Source organism: Paracoccus sp. MBLB3053 (genome assembly GCF_031822435.1).
GTDB classification, from domain to species: Bacteria; Pseudomonadota; Alphaproteobacteria; order Rhodobacterales; family Rhodobacteraceae; genus Paracoccus; species Paracoccus aurantius.
The window spans coordinates 1,122,809-1,140,275 of sequence record NZ_JAVQLW010000001.1 but is presented as its reverse complement, the minus strand read 5'-3'; the positions used below and the strand labels follow the sequence as shown (position 1 = coordinate 1,140,275).

16 protein-coding genes are annotated in these 17,467 nt (G+C 64.0%); 5 read left to right on the top strand and 11 right to left on the bottom strand.

Annotated elements, in window-relative coordinates:
- Positions 1 to 83: 83 nt before the first annotated feature.
- Positions 84 to 785, top strand: coding sequence for an outer membrane protein (locus RGQ15_RS05740; RefSeq protein ID WP_311159262.1), 702 nt, complete (start codon positions 84 to 86; stop codon positions 783 to 785).
- A gap of 51 nt (positions 786 to 836) precedes the next feature.
- Here RGQ15_RS05740 and pdeM read toward each other — a convergent pair whose 3' ends face one another.
- From pdeM to RGQ15_RS05715, 5 genes are read right to left on the bottom strand one after another with little or no spacing between them, the layout of a single operon-like run.
- A complete protein-coding gene (pdeM, locus tag RGQ15_RS05735) occupies positions 837 to 1,517 on the bottom strand; it encodes a ligase-associated DNA damage response endonuclease PdeM (protein ID WP_311159261.1) in 681 nt (226 codons plus the stop codon).
- Positions 1,514 to 3,913, bottom strand: coding sequence for a ligase-associated DNA damage response DEXH box helicase (locus RGQ15_RS05730; protein ID WP_311159260.1), 2,400 nt, complete (start codon positions 3,911 to 3,913; stop codon positions 1,514 to 1,516). The genes pdeM and RGQ15_RS05730 overlap by 4 nt, the downstream gene beginning before the upstream one ends.
- Complete coding sequence (locus tag RGQ15_RS05725) at positions 3,910 to 5,457, bottom strand: cisplatin damage response ATP-dependent DNA ligase (protein ID WP_311159259.1); 1,548 nt, start codon at positions 5,455 to 5,457, stop codon at positions 3,910 to 3,912. The genes RGQ15_RS05730 and RGQ15_RS05725 overlap by 4 nt, the downstream gene beginning before the upstream one ends.
- Entirely contained in the window at positions 5,454 to 6,446 is a 993-nt protein-coding gene (locus RGQ15_RS05720) for a ligase-associated DNA damage response exonuclease (protein ID WP_311159258.1), read from the bottom strand. The genes RGQ15_RS05725 and RGQ15_RS05720 overlap by 4 nt, the downstream gene beginning before the upstream one ends.
- Before the next feature lie 30 nt (positions 6,447 to 6,476).
- Positions 6,477 to 6,953: an Lrp/AsnC family transcriptional regulator gene (locus RGQ15_RS05715; protein WP_311159257.1), complete on the bottom strand. Its 477-nt coding sequence runs from the start codon at positions 6,951 to 6,953 to the stop codon at positions 6,477 to 6,479.
- An 89-nt stretch (positions 6,954 to 7,042) separates the two neighbouring features.
- Between RGQ15_RS05715 and RGQ15_RS05710 the strand changes: the two genes are divergently transcribed.
- Entirely contained in the window at positions 7,043 to 8,443 is a 1,401-nt protein-coding gene (locus RGQ15_RS05710; RefSeq protein ID WP_311159256.1) for an aminotransferase class V-fold PLP-dependent enzyme, read from the top strand.
- Here RGQ15_RS05710 and RGQ15_RS05705 read toward each other — a convergent pair.
- A complete protein-coding gene (locus tag RGQ15_RS05705; RefSeq protein ID WP_311159255.1) occupies positions 8,421 to 9,122 on the bottom strand; it encodes a helix-turn-helix transcriptional regulator in 702 nt (233 codons plus the stop codon). The two genes, RGQ15_RS05710 and RGQ15_RS05705, sit on opposite strands and share 23 nt — an antisense overlap.
- Positions 9,123 to 9,182: 60 nt before the next feature.
- On the opposite strand from RGQ15_RS05705, the gene RGQ15_RS05700 reads away from it, so the two are divergent.
- Complete coding sequence (locus tag RGQ15_RS05700) at positions 9,183 to 9,776, top strand: glutathione S-transferase family protein (RefSeq protein ID WP_311159254.1); 594 nt, start codon at positions 9,183 to 9,185, stop codon at positions 9,774 to 9,776.
- Here the strand turns inward: RGQ15_RS05700 and RGQ15_RS05695 are convergent.
- The 3 genes from RGQ15_RS05695 to RGQ15_RS05685 form a co-directional block, all read right to left on the bottom strand.
- Positions 9,731 to 10,654 carry a DMT family transporter gene (locus RGQ15_RS05695; RefSeq protein WP_311159253.1) on the bottom strand — a complete coding sequence of 308 codons (924 nt, stop codon included), beginning with the start codon at positions 10,652 to 10,654 and terminating at the stop codon, positions 9,731 to 9,733. The two genes, RGQ15_RS05700 and RGQ15_RS05695, sit on opposite strands and share 46 nt — an antisense overlap.
- A gap of 168 nt (positions 10,655 to 10,822) precedes the next feature.
- Entirely contained in the window at positions 10,823 to 11,122 is a 300-nt protein-coding gene (locus RGQ15_RS05690; RefSeq protein ID WP_311159252.1) for an HU family DNA-binding protein, read from the bottom strand.
- Between the two features lie 143 nt (positions 11,123 to 11,265).
- Entirely contained in the window at positions 11,266 to 12,750 is a 1,485-nt protein-coding gene (locus RGQ15_RS05685; RefSeq protein ID WP_311159251.1) for an AMP nucleosidase, read from the bottom strand.
- 95 nt (positions 12,751 to 12,845) lie between these two features.
- Here RGQ15_RS05685 and RGQ15_RS05680 point away from each other — a divergent pair, with 95 nt between their 5' ends.
- Positions 12,846 to 13,832 carry an LLM class flavin-dependent oxidoreductase gene (locus RGQ15_RS05680; RefSeq protein WP_311159250.1) on the top strand — a complete coding sequence of 329 codons (987 nt, stop codon included), beginning with the start codon at positions 12,846 to 12,848 and terminating at the stop codon, positions 13,830 to 13,832.
- Positions 13,829 to 14,680, top strand: coding sequence for an SDR family oxidoreductase (locus RGQ15_RS05675; RefSeq protein ID WP_311159249.1), 852 nt, complete (start codon positions 13,829 to 13,831; stop codon positions 14,678 to 14,680). Before RGQ15_RS05680 ends, RGQ15_RS05675 begins: the two co-directional genes overlap by 4 nt.
- Here RGQ15_RS05675 and RGQ15_RS05670 read toward each other — a convergent pair.
- Together RGQ15_RS05670 and dxs are read right to left on the bottom strand one after the other, a co-directional pair.
- Positions 14,677 to 15,417, bottom strand: coding sequence for a COG3650 family protein (locus RGQ15_RS05670; RefSeq protein WP_311159248.1), 741 nt, complete (start codon positions 15,415 to 15,417; stop codon positions 14,677 to 14,679). The two genes, RGQ15_RS05675 and RGQ15_RS05670, sit on opposite strands and share 4 nt — an antisense overlap.
- Positions 15,418 to 15,537: 120 nt before the next feature.
- A complete protein-coding gene (gene dxs / locus RGQ15_RS05665) occupies positions 15,538 to 17,466 on the bottom strand; it encodes a 1-deoxy-D-xylulose-5-phosphate synthase (RefSeq protein WP_311159247.1) in 1,929 nt (642 codons plus the stop codon).
- Between the last annotated feature and the right edge of the window lies 1 nt (position 17,467).

Below are 17,467 nucleotides of genomic sequence, written 5' to 3'. Positions count from 1 at the left end.
AGCTAACGCGCGTCACGCGCGGACGCATCCCTCGCGGTCTGTTATCCATGCGGATCAACGCATTTAGCCTCTGGAGACTATAAATGAGTATCAAGAAGATCACTGTAATGGCGGCCTCGCTTACTCTCGGGGCAGGCATCGCGGCGAATGCAGGCGGCTATACTCCGCCGGTCGTCGAGCCGATCATTGCCCCGATCGAAGAACCGGTCCTGGACTGGGCCGGTGGCTATGCCGGTGCGACCCTGGGCTACGGCTTCGGCGGCAAGGATCGGATCGGCATCAGCGATTCGACCGACACTCTCCTCGGCGATATCGGCGAACTGGAAATGGACGGTGCCAATGCCGGCATCCGCGCCGGTTACCGCTGGCAGCGCGACAAATGGGTTTTCGGCCCGGAACTCGGCTGGGAAATCACCGACATCAAGGGTGACACCAGCGGCATGATCGGCGGCACCGAATACGGCGCCGAATCGAAGGTCAAGAACGTCCTGGCCCTGCGCTTCAAGACCGGCTACGCGGTTCGCCCCGACATGCTGGTTTACGGGATCGCCGGCTGGGCCCGCGCCGATGTCGACTATGATATCGCGGGCGAAGACGTTGGCTACGACACCGACGGCTACATCCTGGGCCTGGGCGTCGAAAAGAAAATCAACGAACGCACCTCGATCACCGGCGAATATGAATATGCCAATTTCGGCAAGGAAACCTTGGAGTTCGGCGAATACAGCACCAAGGCGACGGTCGATTACAACAACCTGAAAGTCGGTGTGAACTTCAGCTTCTGATCCAGAGCTGACATGCAGACATCGGGGCCGCGATTGCGGCCCCATTTCATTTCAGCGCCTGCGATGACGGCCTGGCAAAGCGACGGCTCCAATAGGCAGAGGCAAAGCACGGCGGCCGCAGCAGATCGCGATTCCCTCGGGCACAAGGTTCCGCAGGGCCGGGTCATTGGCGCAGAGCCCCCCGGTATAGGCGCCGAAAGCGGGGAGAATGAGGTGTTGCTTCCCAAGCAGGAAGGATTTGCGCCGCTCTCCTGCAAGGCGGATCACAGGATGGAAATGACCCGAAATATCCGGCCCCGCTCCGGGACAAGCGACATGACGCAGCGCCACCTGCCCCAGCCGGCTCTCGGGTCCCGCGGCACCAAACAGGGAACAGGCACTTGCGGGATCGTGATTTCCGGCAACCCAGAACCAGTCCCGCCCTTCGGCAAGCTGGCCAAGACCACGCGTCATCTGCTCGTCCAGTGAATGTGCAACCAGATCATCGTCGAACGCGTCGCCAAGACTGACGATCCGGGCCGGTTCGAGCGTTTCGACCTCGGCCGTCAGCCGATCAAGCGTCACCATGCCCTCATATGGTGGCAAAAGCGGGCCGCCGCGCCGCGCCAGCCTTTCGGATTTTCCAAGATGAAGGTCGGCGACGATCAGGCAGCGACCTTCTGCCCACCAAAGCGCGCCGGAGGCGCGGGCTTCAAGGTGCAATCCATGGAAGGCGAATTGATAGCTGCTCATCCCTGCATCTCCAGCCCTGCTTCGCGCATCAAGGCCTCGGCTTCGATCTGGGCCATCCTTTCGCGGCCCTCGCCACGGATCGGAACTTTGCCGATCTCCAGCAGCAACGGGGCGGCAAGGGGAGAGACACGCTCGAGGTTGCGATGCTCGCGCCGAGGCGAACGGGCCAGCATCTCTTCGATCCGGCCGAAATCCACGAGCCCGCGTCCTGCCTCATCACCCGTGATCCTGAGCAGCAGATGATCGGGGTCGTATTTTCGCAGCGTGTCATAAAGGATATCGCTCGTGAAGGTGGCCTGCCGCCCGGTCTTGCGCAGGCCGGGCATATTGCGCTGGATTAGTCCCGCAACCGTTGCGACATTCCGAAATGTCCGTTTCATTACGGCGTTTTCGCCCAGCCAATCGCCCAAGCCCGCACGCAGGCGCGTCGCATCAAGCAGCGAGCTTGGCCCGCGCACCGGGTCCAGCGTCCAGATCAGCAGCGCGTAATCGGTGGACAGAAAACCCAGCGGTCCCAGCCCCTCTTCCTCCATCTCGCGCGCCAGAAGCAGACCGAGGGTCTGTAGCGCGTTCCGCCCAGCAAAACCGTAAAGCGCGAAATGCCAAAGCCCGGCATGTGGAAAGCTCTCGGAAAGCAGCAGGCCCGGCTCAGGCAGGCGCGAAACCTCGGCCTGCAGCGCAAGCCAGTCCCGCGTATCGCCCGGCAGGGCAGCATGGCGATCCGGCGCACCGATCAGGGCAAGGACGCGGTGGGCAAGCTGCGTCGACATCGCGAGCTTCACCCCAGAATAGACGGCAATCTTGGGTTCGCGCCTGGGCTCGGGGGTGACCTCGATCACCATCTCGCGCATTGCGTCCATGCGCACGACGCGGCCGCCGATCAGGAAGCTGTCGCCGGGAACAAGACTGGCTGCGAACGCCTCTTCGACCTCGCCCAAGGGCGTGCCGCCCCGCCCGCGCAGGCGAACGCGGACCATTTCGGCTTCGACGATGGTGCCGACATTCATTCGCAGCAACTTGGCGGCGCGCGGATCGCGCAGCTGCCATGATCCATCCCGCAGCATCAGCCTTTGCCAGCGATCATAGGCTCGCAGCGCATATCCTCCGGTCGCCGCGAAATCGAGGCAGGCATCGAATGCCACGCGGTCTAGAGCGCGATAGGGACCGGCTGTTCGCACCTCGGAAAAAAGCGCATCTGCGTCGAATGGCCCGGCGCAGGCCGTCAGCAAGATATGCTGGCACAGGACATCCAACGGCCCCGCGCCACGCGGATCTCCGTCAAGGTCACGGGCTCGGACGGCCTCGAGCGCTGCGACGCATTCGATCTGTTCGAAGCGGTTTGCCGGGACGATCCGCGCCTTCGAGGGGGCGTTGTAGCGATGGTTGGCGCGCCCGATCCGTTGCACCAGCCGCTTGACGTTCTTGGGGGCGCCGATCTGGATCACCAGATCGACTGCTCCCCAATCTATGCCAAGGTCAAGGCTGCCGGTCGCCACCACGGCGCGCAACTCGCCCGCCGCCATCGCGGCCTCGACCTTCGAACGCTGCTCGCGCGCAAGGCTGCCATGATGCAATCCGATCGGCAGGTTCTCGTCATTGGCGGCCCAAAGCGCCTGGAAGAACAGTTCCGCCTGCGCCCGCGTGTTGATGAAGATGATGGTCGTGCGGGCCCGTCTGACGGCGTCAAGCACCTCGGGGATGGCATAGTGCCCCCCACCCCCTGCCCAGGGCGCGGGTCGGGCGGTGGGCAGCATGTCGATATCGGGATCAGGGCCGGGATCGGCTTCGATCACAGTCACTGGCTCTGATCCTGCCATGAAGCCGGCCAGCGCCTTCGGGTCCTCGACCGTTGCCGAAAGTCCTGTCACCCGCAATCCGGGGGCGAGCCGTCGCAGCCGCGATAGCCCGAGCATGAGCTGGTCGCCGCGCTTCGATTCCGCAAGCGCATGCAGTTCGTCCAGAACAACCCGACGCAACCCGCCAAAGATCGCAGGCGCTTCGGGATAGCTCAGCATCAGCGCAAGGCTTTCGGGCGTGGTCAGCAGGATCTCGGGCGGATCCACCCGCTGGCGCCGACGCTGGCTTGCGCCGGTATCGCCGGTCCGGTCCTCGACGCGAACCTGAAGCCCGAGTTCGGCGACCGGTCGCGCGAGGTTGCGACCGATATCGGCGGTCAGCGCCTTCAGGGGCGAGACGTATAGCGTGTGAACCGACCCCTTGCACGCGCCCTTGCGCAGTTCGACCAGCGAAGGCAGGAAACCCGCCAGCGTCTTGCCGCCGCCTGTCGGAGCGACCAGCAGACTGTCATGCCGTGACGCGAGCAGGGCGATCTGATGCGGATGGGGCTGCCAGCCCTGTCCTGCGAACCAGTCCTGGAATTCGGGCGGCAGGATCACAGCATGGCCTCGAGCGTCGAAAGGTGATCGGCCTCGGCGGCGGGCTTGTCCCAACGGATGCGACTGATCCGGGGAAAGCGCATCGCCACGCCCGAGCGATGCCGACCAGAGCGGTTCAGGCCTTCGAAGGCGACTTCGACCACCAGCTTCGGAGCAAGCGCGCGAACCGGGCCGTAGCGCTCGGTCGTGTTGGCCCGAACGAACTTGTCGAGTTCGCGCAACTCGGCATCGGTGAAGCCGAAATAGGCCTTGCCGACCGGAACCAGCTCTGCCCCGTTCCACAGGCCGAAAGTGAAGTCGGAATGGAAACCCGAGCGTTTGCCATGTCCACGCTGCGCATAGATCAGCACGGCATCGACGACCATCGGATCTCGCTTCCACTTGAACCACGGGCCGCGCGGTCGTCCGGAAAGGTAACTGCTGTCCCGACGCTTGATCATGACGCCTTCGATCACCGTCGCCGGAGGACTGGCCCGCAGACCCGCCAGATCGTCCCATGTGGCGAATTCAAGCAGCGGCGAAATGTCGATGCGGGGGCCTCCGAAATCGGCAGCTTCCAGCAGGGAACGCCGCGCCTCAAGCGGTTCGCCGCGCAGGTCGCGCCCTTCCCAGATCAACAGGTCATAAAGCCGCAGGCCCGCAGGGTGACTGCCAAGCAACCCCTTGCCGACCGTCTTGCGGTTCAGCCGCTTTTGCAGATCGCCGAAGGGCGCGATTTCATCTTCGCGCCGGACGAGCAGTTCGCCATCGGCGGTGCCGTCGAACTCCATCGCTTCGATAACGTCCGGAAAGGCCTGCGAGATGTCTTCGCCAGTACGCGAATAAAGCCGCCGCACGCCCGCGTCGCTGACCGCCTGCACCCTGATCCCATCCCATTTCCACTCGGCGAAAAATGCCGCCGGGTCCATCGCCCGCAACTCCGCGAGATCGGTCGGGGTCGACAGCATCACTGGGCGGAATGGCGCGCGCGCCACGCTTTCGGGGCGCTCGCCCCCCGCCAGCCAGCCGAAAAGCGGCGCGTAAGGGGGCGAAAGGCCGTGCCAGATCTCTTCCATCTCGGCGACGCCGGGGCCGCCCATCCCCGCCAGCGCCATGCGCGCCATCCGGGCGGAAAATCCGACCCTCAGATTGCCGGTCGCAAGCTTGAGAAAGGCCAGCCGTTCCGACGACCCCAACCTGTCGAGCATGCCCGTGATCGCGCTTGGCAGCGCTGCCTTGCCGGTGCCCTGCAGCAGTTCGACCGCCTGGGACAAAGGCGGATCATCCTGCGCGCCATCCGGCCAGATCAACGCGATCGTCTCGGCCAGGTCGCCCACGAAATCATAGCTCATCGCCAGAAGCTGATCGTCCAGACGCTCGGCCGCGAGCCCGCGCAGCAGCGAGGGCGTCACCGTCCGCAATTGCAGATCCCCGGTCAGCGCCGCAAGCGCCCAGCCCCGGTCGGGATCGGGCGTGCGCTCCATGTAGTGGCGGACGAGCTGAAGCTTGGCGTTGCGGCCCGGCGTAAATGCAAGCCGTTCGAGAAGGGCGGCAAAGGCTTTCATTCCGCCTCGTCCTCGTACCCCACCAGCCGCAACGGGCGCGCGGGGATCTGCGCCAGTTCGCACCAGCGGATCACCCCGTCCTCGGTGCCATGGGTGACCCAAACCTCGGACGGGCCAAGCTCGGTCAGGGTCCGCGTGAGCGATGGCCAGTCGACATGGTCACTGACGATCAGCGGCAGCTCGACTCCGCGCTGGCGAGCCCGCGCGCGCACCGCCATCCAGCCCGAGGCGAAGCCGATTACCGGGTCGGCGAAACGCTGAACCCAGGGGCTTGCGAAAGCAGATGGCGGGGCGATCACCAGTTGGGCCGGCACGTCATCAGCCGTGGCCGGAATCAGATCCCCCAGGTCCACCCCCTGTTCGACATGGTAATCGCAAAGGGTCTTCAATGCGCCGTGGATGGCGATCGGCGCGTCATACCCCGCCTCGCGCACCAGGGCGATGACGTGCTGCGCCTTTCCCAGCGCGTAAGCCCCGATCAGGTGCGGGCGCTCGGGAAATTCGGACAAGCTTGCGAAAAGCTTCTCGACTTGCGTCGACGGGTCGGGGAAGCGAAAGACCGGCAATCCAAAGGTCGCCTCGGTCACGAACACATCGCAGGGCACCGGCTCGAAGGGCCGGCAGGTCGGGTTCGCCATGCGCGAATAGTCGCCCGATACCACGATCTTCGGACCGCGATCATGGCTTACCGCGATCTGGGACGATCCCAGGACGTGGCCTGCGGGATGAAAGCTGACCGTCACATTGCCGATCCGCGTCGGGCCATCGGCAGGCTGGGTGGAAGCGGCGAAATCCGGCCCCATACGCAACCGCATGATGTCCAGCGTCTCTTGCGTGGCCATGACGGCACCGTGGCCCGCCCGAGCATGATCGCTATGACCGTGGGTGATCAGCGCGCGCGAGACCGGGCGCAGAGGATCAATATGGAATCCGCCCTCGGGACAGAAAAGGCCGGCCTCGGTGGGATGGAGGATGAATTCCGCGCGCATGACCCGAAGATGTAGAACATTTCGTGAAAATCAACCCGAAGAGACCAGAGGGCGCCCTTCGAATATCGTCTCCATCGAGAAAACGCCCGTCACGCGTTCCAGATCCATGCCTTCGATAAGACGCTTGTAAAGCGCATCATAGCCAACCATCCCAGTCGTCACCGCCTTGGCGAGATAGTCCCATTCGCCGCCGATGCGATGAAACTCGGTGATCTCGGGCTGGGCCTCGATGCGGGCACGAAATCGCCGGGCCCAGGCATCGTCGTGATGGCGCGTTCGGATCATGATGAAAACGGATAGCTGCAACCCCAGCGCACCCGGATCGACAATCGCACGACTGCCTCGCAGAACCCCCGCTTCACCCAGCCGGTTCAAGCGCCGCCAGCACGCATTCTGCGATAGGCCCACCCTATCGGCCAGTTCGCGCTGCGACAGGCTGGCATCGCGTTGCAGCAGGGTCAAAAGCTTGTTGTCAATATCGTCGAAAATTTGGCCTTTGTCGTTCATTTGACAACCCATTACAGAAAAAACCGGGTGAATACGAAATGAACTTTCATCCATGTGAGGTCAAGATGCCGGCGAGCTACGAGGATACCATGCAATTCGACACCTACCTTGCCCAATTTGGTGAAAATCCGCTGGCGACCCTGCATCGGGACGTGATCGGACGGGACGCCGTGATCAAGGGGCCGTTCGGCCCGCGACAGATGATCTATGCCGACTACATCGCCTCGGGCCGCGCGCTGCGCCCTCTGGAGCATTGGGTGATGGAAAACGTGCTGCCTTGGTATGCCAACAGCCACACTGAGGCCAGCCATTGCGGGGCCACGATGACCCGGATGCGCCGCGCGGCCCGGCAAGCGATCGCAGATTGCATGGGCGCCGATCCATCTCATGCGGTCATCTTCACCGGCTCGGGCGCGACCCAAGGGATCAACCGGCTCGTGCATCTGCTGGACTGCGGGCCCGGCACGACGGTGATCATCGGGCCTTACGAACACCATTCGAACATCCTGCCCTGGCGCGAAAGCGGGGCCAAGGTTGTCGAACTTCCCGAAGCGGCGACCGGTGGGCCGGATCTCGACGCCCTTGGGGATGAGCTCGCTCGGGCTCATGGCCCGGTCATCGGCAGTTTCTCGGCCGCATCGAACGTAACGGGTACGCTGACGGATGTGCGTGCAGTGACCGGCATTCTGAAGCAAGCGGGTGCCAGGGTCGTGTGGGATTATGCAGGCGGCGGGCCCTATCTGCCGATCGACATGGGGCTTGGCATGGACGCCGTGGTCCTGTCGCCCCACAAATTCATCGGCGGGCCGGGCGCCTCCGGCATCCTCGCCATTCGCCGCGACGCTGTTCTGGCAAATCGCCCCACCCTGCCCGGAGGAGGTACGGTGCGCTTTGTTTCCCCGGACGGGCATGACTATTCGACTTCGATCGAGGCCCGCGAGGAAGGCGGCACGCCGAATGTCGTGGGCGACATCCGCGCGGCCCTGGTTCTGCTGACCAAGGCGGCAGCGGGGCAGGACGCAATTACTGCGCGCAACGCCAAGTGGCTGGCGGCGGGCATGGCGCGACTGGCCGATCATCCGGGGATCGAATTGCTGGGCAATCATCGCGCCGCGCGGCTTCCCTTCTTCAGTTTCCGCATCCGCGACCCGGCAGGCGGCTTCATCCACCAGCAGCTGGCGACCCGCATGCTGTCGGACCTTTACGGGGTCCAGGCAAGGGGTGGCTGCGCCTGCGCCGGGCCCTATGTTCACCGCTTGCTGGGTCTGTCCCAAGGGGAATCGGAGCGCCTGCGCGCCGCGATCCTTGCCGGGGTCGAGGTCGAGAAGCCGGGCTTCGTGCGGCTGAACCTGTGCTGGGCGGCACCCCATGAAGAAGTGGATGCCATTCTCGATGCGGTCTGCAACCTGGCCGATCATGCCCCGGACTACCTGCGGCACTATCGCTGCGACCCGGCGACTGCGATCTTTACCCCGATTGCGGCCCAGTAGCCCGCCGGCCCGACACATATTCGCGCAAAAGAGCCACGCGCCGCGGACGGAAGCTTACCTCTCCTCGGCTCATGCCCTGGATGCGCGGGATGTGGAACACGCGGAAATCCTGGCGCAGGCGGCAATGCGCCAGCAGCATCATGCTGCTGTCGCTGTAGCTCAGGCCAAGCGGCCAGATCTCGCGCTGGCTGCGACGTTCCTCAAGGTCGAGGTAGTCGATCAGCAGGCTGTGTTCGTCCCACAGTGCCCGGCGGATCAGGTCCATGTCGATCTGCGGTGCAGGCCGTTCGGTGCTGGACCGGAACAGCCGCATGGTGGCATGCATGGCGTGACGACCCTGCGATTCCGGCAGGGTGGCGATGATCCGTGCCAGCGCATCTTCGCCCGCACGCGACAGCGTCTCGTCCCCCAGCGCGTGCAGCCCGGAAATCGCAAGCAGCAGCGCTTCGATTTCGAGGCGTGAGAAGCTTTGTGGTGGCAAGGCAGGATCTTCGGTCAGCGCGTAGCCCAGCCCCGCCTCGCCGTCGATCAGCGCACCGCCCGCGCGCAGGGTCGCAATGTCGCGATAAAGCTGCCGGTTCGAAACACCGGTTTCCCGTGCAAGACGTGAGGCCGTGACCGGCGCCGGCAAGCGACGCAGGGCATCCATCAGTCGCATCAAGCGATCGGCACGGGACATGCTGCCTCATTCTGTCAGCAGGTTCGGTGCATCCTGCCCGCATCATCTCAGGAGGCCAAGATGCTTACGCTTTATCATGCTCCCCGAAGCCGTTCGAACAGCGTTGTCGCGCTGCTCGCTGAACTCTCCGTATTGGACAAGGTCGAGATCCGCCAGGTCGAGATCCCTCGCATGGATGGATCGGGCATGCGAGATCCGCAAAACCCCCACCCGGAAGGAAAGGTGCCCTATCTCGTCAACGGGGCGGACCATGTGCGCGAACGGGGGGCGATCATGCTTTACCTGACCGACCTTTTCCCCGAAGCCGGGCTGGGACCTTTGCCCGGTGACCCGAAGCGCGGCGCGTATCTCAGTTGGCTCTTCTGGTATCAGGGTGTGGCCGAACCGGTCGCCATTCTGGAATTCACCGGCCTGCATCACGCGGCCTTTCAGGCCACATTCCGGGATTACGACACGATGCTGGCGCGTCTGGACGAAACCTTGACCAAACAACCCTGGCTGCTGGGAGACAGCTTCTCTGCGGCAGATCTGCTTGTGGCGGGCCCATTCATCCATTTCGGGGATGAGATAAAATGCACGCCCGCCATCCGAGAGTGGGCCGACCGGATTCAGCTACGCCCTTCGCTGGCCCGCGCGGCAGAACTCGACGGCTGAGCCGCTTCCGCGGCGGGGATCTTGGCCATCTGCACCATCAGGATGCCCGCCGCGACGATGCTTGCCCCGATGATGTCCGATGCGCCGAAGCGTTCGCCCAAGAGCGCGGCGGCGATCGCCACCCCGAAGATCGGCGAAAGGAAATGGAAGGTCGCGGCCCGGACGGCACCCACGCGGTTGACAAGCAGGAACCACAGCCAGGTCGCCCCGATCCCCGGCGCCACAACGGTGTAGAGGAAAGCAAGGATCAGGCGCCCGCTCCATTCCACCGGTTGGCCCCATTCCATCACCAGCGCGGGCACTAGCAGTGCCACGGCACCGACGGCCATCTGCAACCCCACGATCGCCATCATGTTTCGGCTGCCGCCCGCGCCACGCGCGGCAAGTGTAGCAAAGGTCAGGGCGATGACGGCAATCAGGCACATCACCAGTCCCGGAATGTCGAGCCCGTGCTGCAACCTGACGCCCATGATGACGCAGACGCCGATGACCCCCGAAATCAGCCCCAGCAACGCGATCGGGCGCAGTTTCTCGGAATAGATGAGCCAGCCCAGGAAGGCGACGACGAGCGGCATCATCGAGGCGATGATCGACGCGGCCGAGGCCTCGACACGCTGCATCGCGATCCAGTTGAGCCCGAGGTAAAGCGCGTTCTGACAGATGCCGAAGACGATCACGGTGCGCCATTCGCCCCGGCTGAGCCGCAGGCTTTGCCCCATTGCCATGGCAAGCGGGATAGCGACCAATGCTGACAGGGCGAAGCGGATCACGAGCGCGGTCAAGGGCGGAGCCGCGGTCACGATGATGCGTGTCGTGGTAAAGGCCGAGGACCACATCAAGGCGAATCCCAGTCCCATCATGACGGCTTTGAAATCCACGCGCGCGCCCCTGTGCCGTAACGTCATCGTCGGAGCTAGCAGATGGCACGCGTTGTGCAAGGCAAAACGGCCTGATCGTGACCGACCCGCGTGGAGGGCGCAACCACACTGCGCAAATGAACAAGACCGCGCAATTCTGCGCGGTCCCTCAAGCATGTCGCCAAGAAATCAGGCGTTGACGCTGTCTTTCAGCGCTTTCGCGATGGTGACTTTGACAACCTTGTCGGCCGGCTTCGTCATCATTTCCTGGGTCTGCGGGTTGCGGACCTGACGCTCGGGGCGCGCGCGGCAAGCGACTTTGCCGATGCCCGGCAGAGTCACGGCACCACCATCGGCCACAGCTTTCGAAACGACAGCCGAGAGCGCGTCCAGCGCGGCGGCAGCGGTCTTCTTGTCGCTGCCCATCTCTTCGGCCAGCGTGGCTACCAGCTGGGTCTTGGTCATCGGTTTGGAAGCGGCCTGAGCCATATTCTGTCTCCTCGTTGTTTCCCGTTCGGGAAATTTTCGGACGCCACCTTGGCGTTACAAAATCCGCTACACAAGCTTTTTGCGTCCATTTCAACCCAAATCCGTTCATTTTCCCGGCAAACGCTGCGAAACGCAGTGACCGCTCAGAGGAAGGCGGTTTCGTTGAACGAGCGCAACTTGCGCGAATGTATCCGCTCGAGCGGCGTGGCGCGAAGCTTCTCCATTGCCCTGATGCCGATCAGCAAGTGGTTGGCGACCTGCGTGCGATAGAAATCGGTTGCCATGCCGGGCAGCTTCAGCTCGCCGTGAAGGGGTTTGTCGCTGACGCAGAGCAGCGTGCCGTAGGGCACCCGGAAGCGGAAACCGTTCGCGGCAATGGTGGCGCTTTCCATGTCGAGTGCGACGGCACGTGACTGCGAAAGCCGCTGCACCGGCCCCGATTGATCGCGCAACTCCCAGTTGCGGTTGTCGATCGTGGCGACCGTGCCGGTCCGCATGATCCGCTTCAGCTCGTACCCGTCCAGTTGCGTGACTTCGGCAACGGCATCCTGCAGGGCCACCTGCACCTCGGCCAATGCCGGGATGGGAACCCAGATCGGCAAGTCGTCATCAAGGACATGGTCCTCGCGCAGATATGCATGTGCCAGAACGAAATCGCCCAGCGACTGGCTGTTCCTCAGCCCTGCACAGTGACCGACCATCAGCCAGGCATGTGGACGAAGCACGGAGATATGGTCGGTCGCGGTCTTGGCGTTCGAAGGCCCCACGCCGATATTGACCAGAGTGATCCCGTCGCCGTCCGGCCGCTTGAGGTGATAGGCAGGCATCTGCGGCGTCTTGGCCCCCGTCACCAGCAGATCCTCGGGGCGCTCAAGGATCTGGTTCCCCGGTCCTACGAATTCGGTATAGCCGGAGGCAGGATCGCCAAGGGCGCGCCGCGCGAATGCCTCGAACTCGTCGACGTAGAACTGATAGTTCGTGAACAGGACAAAGTTCTGGAAATGCTCGGGCAAGGTCGCGGTGTAATGCGACAGCCGCGCAAGCGAATAGTCCACCCGCTGAGCGGTGAAGGGCGCAAGCGGCTGACTGCCATCCGGGTTCGGCCCGGCGGTGCCGTTGACGATGTCGTCGTTCATCGTGTTCAGGTCCGGCACGTCGAAGACGTCGCGCAGCGAAAAGGCCAGCACCCCTTCCTGCGGCACGTTCAGATCGCTTTGCGTGGCAACGGCAAAATGCACTGGCATCGCGGTTTCACTGTCGCCGATAGACACGGTGACATCATGGTTCTTCATCAGCAGCGCGATCTGCTCGGTCAGGTAGCCCCTGAACAGGTCGGGCCGGGTGACGCTGGTCGCATAGGTGCCAGGCGTCGCCACATGCCCAAAGGACAGGCGCGAATCCGTCTTGGTATGGCTGGGCACAATCATCCGGATTTCCGGGTAGAAGGCGCGGAAACGTGCTTTCGGATGCTCCCCTTCAAGCGTCCTCACGAACCGGTCGAGCAGGAATTTCGACGAACGCCGATAAAGCTCGATCAGCCGATACACTGCTGCGGCAGGTTCGTCGAATTGGACACGCTCGGCGGGTTCCGGGGTTTCTACGGGCAACTGCCGGCTGTCAGTGATCATCGTGCCTCTCCTGTTTGCGCGAACTGTGCCAGCGCCTGCCCGGACTGGCAAGCTGCCAGCCGCGCGCCTATCTGTTGCGGAAAGGAGTCGTCCGAATGCAATTTTCGATACTAGATCTAGCCGTGGTTGCCGAAGGATCGGATGCCCGCCAGGCAATCGCCAATTCCGTCACTCTGGCACAGGCGGCCGAGGGCTGGGGCTATCACCGTTTCTGGTTGGCCGAGCATCACAACATGGCAGGCATCGCAAGCGCCGCGACGTCGGTCCTGATCAACCATATCGCCGGCCACACCCAGTCGATACGGGTCGGAGCGGGCGGCGTCATGCTGCCAAATCACGCGCCTTTGGCCATCGCAGAACAGTTCGGCACCCTCGCGACGATTCATGGCGACCGGATCGACCTTGGGCTGGGACGCGCGCCGGGCGGCGACGGGGCGGTCATGCACGCATTGCGTCGGGGCATGTCGCGCAATGACGACTTCCCGAACGACGTCGTCGAACTGCTGCGCTATCTCGGACCGGCCCAGCCGGGCGTTGCGGTCGCGGCGCATCCCGGACAGGACACCAACGTTCCTGTCTGGATTCTGGGCTCGTCGCTATACGGCGCAAGCCTTGCCGCAGCGCTTGGGCTGCCCTATGCCTTTGCCAGCCATTTCGCGCCAGGCGACCTGGATGAGGCCGTCAGGCTATACCGCGAGCGTTTCCAGGAGACACCTTTCGGCGAAAAACCCCGGTTCATGCTGGCAGTGAATGTCATCGTGGCCGAGACGGATGCCGAGGCGCAGCGCCTGCGCACCAGCCAGATGATCAGCTTTGCCCGACTTCGAATGGGCAGGCCCGGCCTCTTGCCAGCGCCCGTGGATGACATTCACCAAGCCGTCCCTGCTGCCGTGCTGCCATCCGTCGAACAAGCGCTTTCGGTAAGCGCGGTAGGCTCGGCTGCAACCGTCGAGCAAAGATTGGGCGAACTCATCTCCCGCTACCGCCCGGACGAGCTGATCCTCGTGGGCAATATCTTCGATCAGGAGGCCAGACGGCGGTCCTTTGCAATGGCCGCAGAGATCCTGCGAGGCCGGGCATGAAGATGCTTGTTCTGGGTCACGGCTATACTGCCGGTTTCCTGACACCCCTGCTGCGCGCGGAAGGTTGGCAGGTGACCGGCACGACACGGGGCGCGCGGCAGCGGGTGGCCGAGGCGGGCGCGGCGCCGCTTTTATGGCCCGGAGACGAAACCGCGATCCGGGATGCGATTGCCGAATCCGATGCGATTCTTGTCTCGGCCGGACCCGCTGAAGGGCATGATCCGGCGCTCAAGGCCTTCGGGGCCCGGATTGCCGCGTCCCGCCCGCGCTGGCTTGGATATCTTTCGACGACCGGGGTCTATGGAGATCACGCGGGGGGCTGGGTGGACGAAACGACCCCGCTTGCCCCGTCCACAAGGCGCGGGCATGAGCGGGTCGCGGCCGAAAGGGAATGGCAGGCGCTCGCCCAAAGCCATGACCTGCCCCTCCACATCTTCCGGCTCGCCGGGATCTATGGGCCAGGAAGGGGGCCCTTTGCCAAGGTCCGGGCTGGCACCGCACGACGCATCGTCAAGCCCGGACAGGTATTTTCCCGGATCCATGTCGAGGACATTGCCCGCATCCTGATGGCCTCGCTCAACCAGCCGCGATCCGGCGCCATCTACAATCTCTGTGACGACGACCCGGCCCCGCCCGAGGATGTCATTGCCCATGCTGCCCGCCTGCTCGACCTTCCCTTGCCACCGGCCGAAGACTTCGCGACGGCACAGATGACGCCGATGGCGCGCTCGTTCTATGCTGAAAGCAAGCGCGTTTCGAACGAACTGACCAAGCGCGAACTGGGCGTGAGCCTGCTTTATCCGGATTACCGCAGCGGTCTGGCGGCGCTGTTGGCGCTCGAGCCTTAGCGCGCGATCGAACAGCAGCCGGTCAGCATCCGCGACGCCACGTCCTGACCGTCAAGAATGACCGATACCGCAAGGGCGTAACCCCGGTCCGACATGCCGTCGCTGCACTGATCAGGCCGCAGGAATGCCGTGACGCGACCCTTGTCATCACCCGCGATCAGGCCGCGTGTCGGCTCGCCTTCGATCCCGCGATCCATGACCTTGCGCAGGTCCAGCTGTCGGTCCTGGGCATCCGGCTCCGAAAAGATCAGCCCGGACTTCGTGGCCTTGAGCGACCAGAAAGGTTCGGTGCCGCTGCAACTGAGGCTCTGAGGCAGCGATGCCGCCTGCCAGACGCCCGGCTCGGCCTTGAGAAAGCGCAATGCGACCCAGCCAGAACGCTCGCCCGCATTTACCTTGCCCCATTTGCCCGAGGCATCCCGACCGAGCAGTTCTACCCCCTTGGCCGTCGCCGGCAGTTTCGCGATGACCTTGGCCTGACCATCCGGATTCTCGCGCACATTCAACGTATCCCATGTCTCGATCACGGTGACGTCGTAGAGATTGGGCAGATAACCCGCTGGAACGGGCTCGGCCGGCGATGGTTCTGGTTTTGCCGCCGGCTCTTCGGGGGCGACCTTCGCCGCAGCCGGTTCGACAGGCGCCTGTTCCACGGGGGCTTTCGGCTCGGACGCATCCTGAGCCGTGGCAACCAGAGGTATTGAAAGCGCAAGGCCCGTCAGAAGGGAACGCAGCATCTTTGGGTCTTCCTCTCAGTCGGTCCGCGAAACCTGCGGCACATGAACTGGCATCACGCGCACAGCAGGCAGTCAGCTCAATCCTATACCAGAAGCCGGGCGGGCGGAAACTCCGCCCAATCAGGCCCTGCGTTCAAGCCGGGAAACGCCCAGCACCTCAAGCACCTTGGCCTCGATATCCGGAGCGGACATGCGGGCCTCACGATACATCGCCTCGGGGCTGGCATGGTCGATGAAGGTATCGGGCAGCACCATCTGGCGGAAGCGCAGGCCGTCATCAAACACGCCCTCATCCGAAAGAAGCTGTGCGACGAGGCTGCCGAAACCACCGACGGAACCTTCCTCGATGGTGATCAGCGCGTCGTGGTTGCGCGCAAGGCGCAGGATCAGGTCCCGGTCCAGGGGCTTCGCGAAGCGCGCATCGACCACTGTCGGCTGGATCCCGCGCGCAATCAAGGCCTCGCGGGCGCGCATGACCTCACCCAGCCGCGTTCCGAATGACAGGATCGCGACGCCCTTCCCTTCGGCGATGACGCGGCCCTTGCCGATTTCCAAGGGCTCGCCGCGTTCGGGCATCTCGACGCCCATGCCCTCGCCGCGCGGATAGCGGAAAGCGATCGGCCCGTCACTGTAGGCGGCGGCGGTCGCGACCATATGGGCAAGCTCGGCCTCATCGGCAGCGGCCATGACGACCATACCCGGCAGGTTGGCCATGAACGCAATGTCATACGCGCCGGCATGTGTCGCGCCATCCGCACCCACGAGCCCTGCCCGGTCGATGGCGAAACGCACCGGCAGGCGCTGGATCGCCACGTCATGCACGACCTGATCGTAACCGCGCTGCAGGAATGTCGAATAGAGCGCGCAAAAGGGTTTCATCCCCCCCGCCGCGAGGCCCGCCGAATAGGTCACGGCATGCTGCTCGGCGATGCCCACGTCGAAGCAGCGGCGCGGGAAGCGCTCTGCAAAGAGGTTCAGGCCGGTGCCGTCAGGCATGGCGGCGGTCACGGCAACGATCTTGTCGTCGCGGCTGGCCTGATCGACCAGCGCGCGGGCAAAGACCGAGGTATAGCTGGGTGCGTTCGATTTGGCCTTGGCCTGCGCACCCGTAGCCACATCGAATTTCGCGGTCGCATGGCCCCTGTCGGCGGCGCGCTCGGCGGGGGCATAGCCCTTGCCTTTCTTCGTCACGGCATGGATCAGAACCGGACCCGTCGCCCGCGCCTTCAAGGTACGCAAAAGCGGCAAAAGCTGCTCGAGATCGTGGCCATCGACTGGCCCGACATAGGAAAAGCCCAATTCCTCGAACAAGGTGCCCCCGACGGCCATGCCCTTGAGCATTTCCTTCGCGCGGCGCGCGCCTTCCTGCAGGGTAGGCGGCAGGAACCCGACGGCACCCTTGGCCACGGCCTTGAGGTCTTGGAACGGATTTTCCGCATAGAGGCGGGTCAGGTAGCGCGACAGCGCCCCGGTCGGCGGCGCGATCGACATCTCGTTGTCGTTCAGCACGACGAAGAGCCGCTTGCCCAGATCGCCTGCATTGTTCAGCGCCTCGAAGGCCATGCCGGCGGTCATCGCGCCGTCGCCGATCACCGCGATCGCATCGCCCGGATCGCCGCCGAGCTCGCGCGCCATGGCGAAGCCCAGGGCCGCGCTGATCGAGGTCGAGCTGTGCCCCGCCCCGAACGGGTCATAGGGGCTTTCCGAACGCTTGGTGAAGCCCGAAAGCCCCCCTTCGGTGCGCAAGGTGCGGATACGGTCGCGCCGTCCGGTCAGGATCTTGTGCGGATAGCACTGATGGCCGACGTCCCAGATGATCTTGTCACGGGGCGTGTCGAAGACCGCATGCAGCGCGACTGTCAGTTCGACCACGCCGAGACCGGCGCCAAGATGCCCGCCTGTGACGGAAACTGCGCTGATCGTCTCGGCGCGCAATTCGTCCGCAAGCTGGAGAAGCTCGCGATCGGTCAGCGCCTTCAAGTCTGATGGCAGGCCGACACGGTCCAGCACCGGCGTCGCGGGAAGGTCAGGGCTATCGGTCTGGCTCATG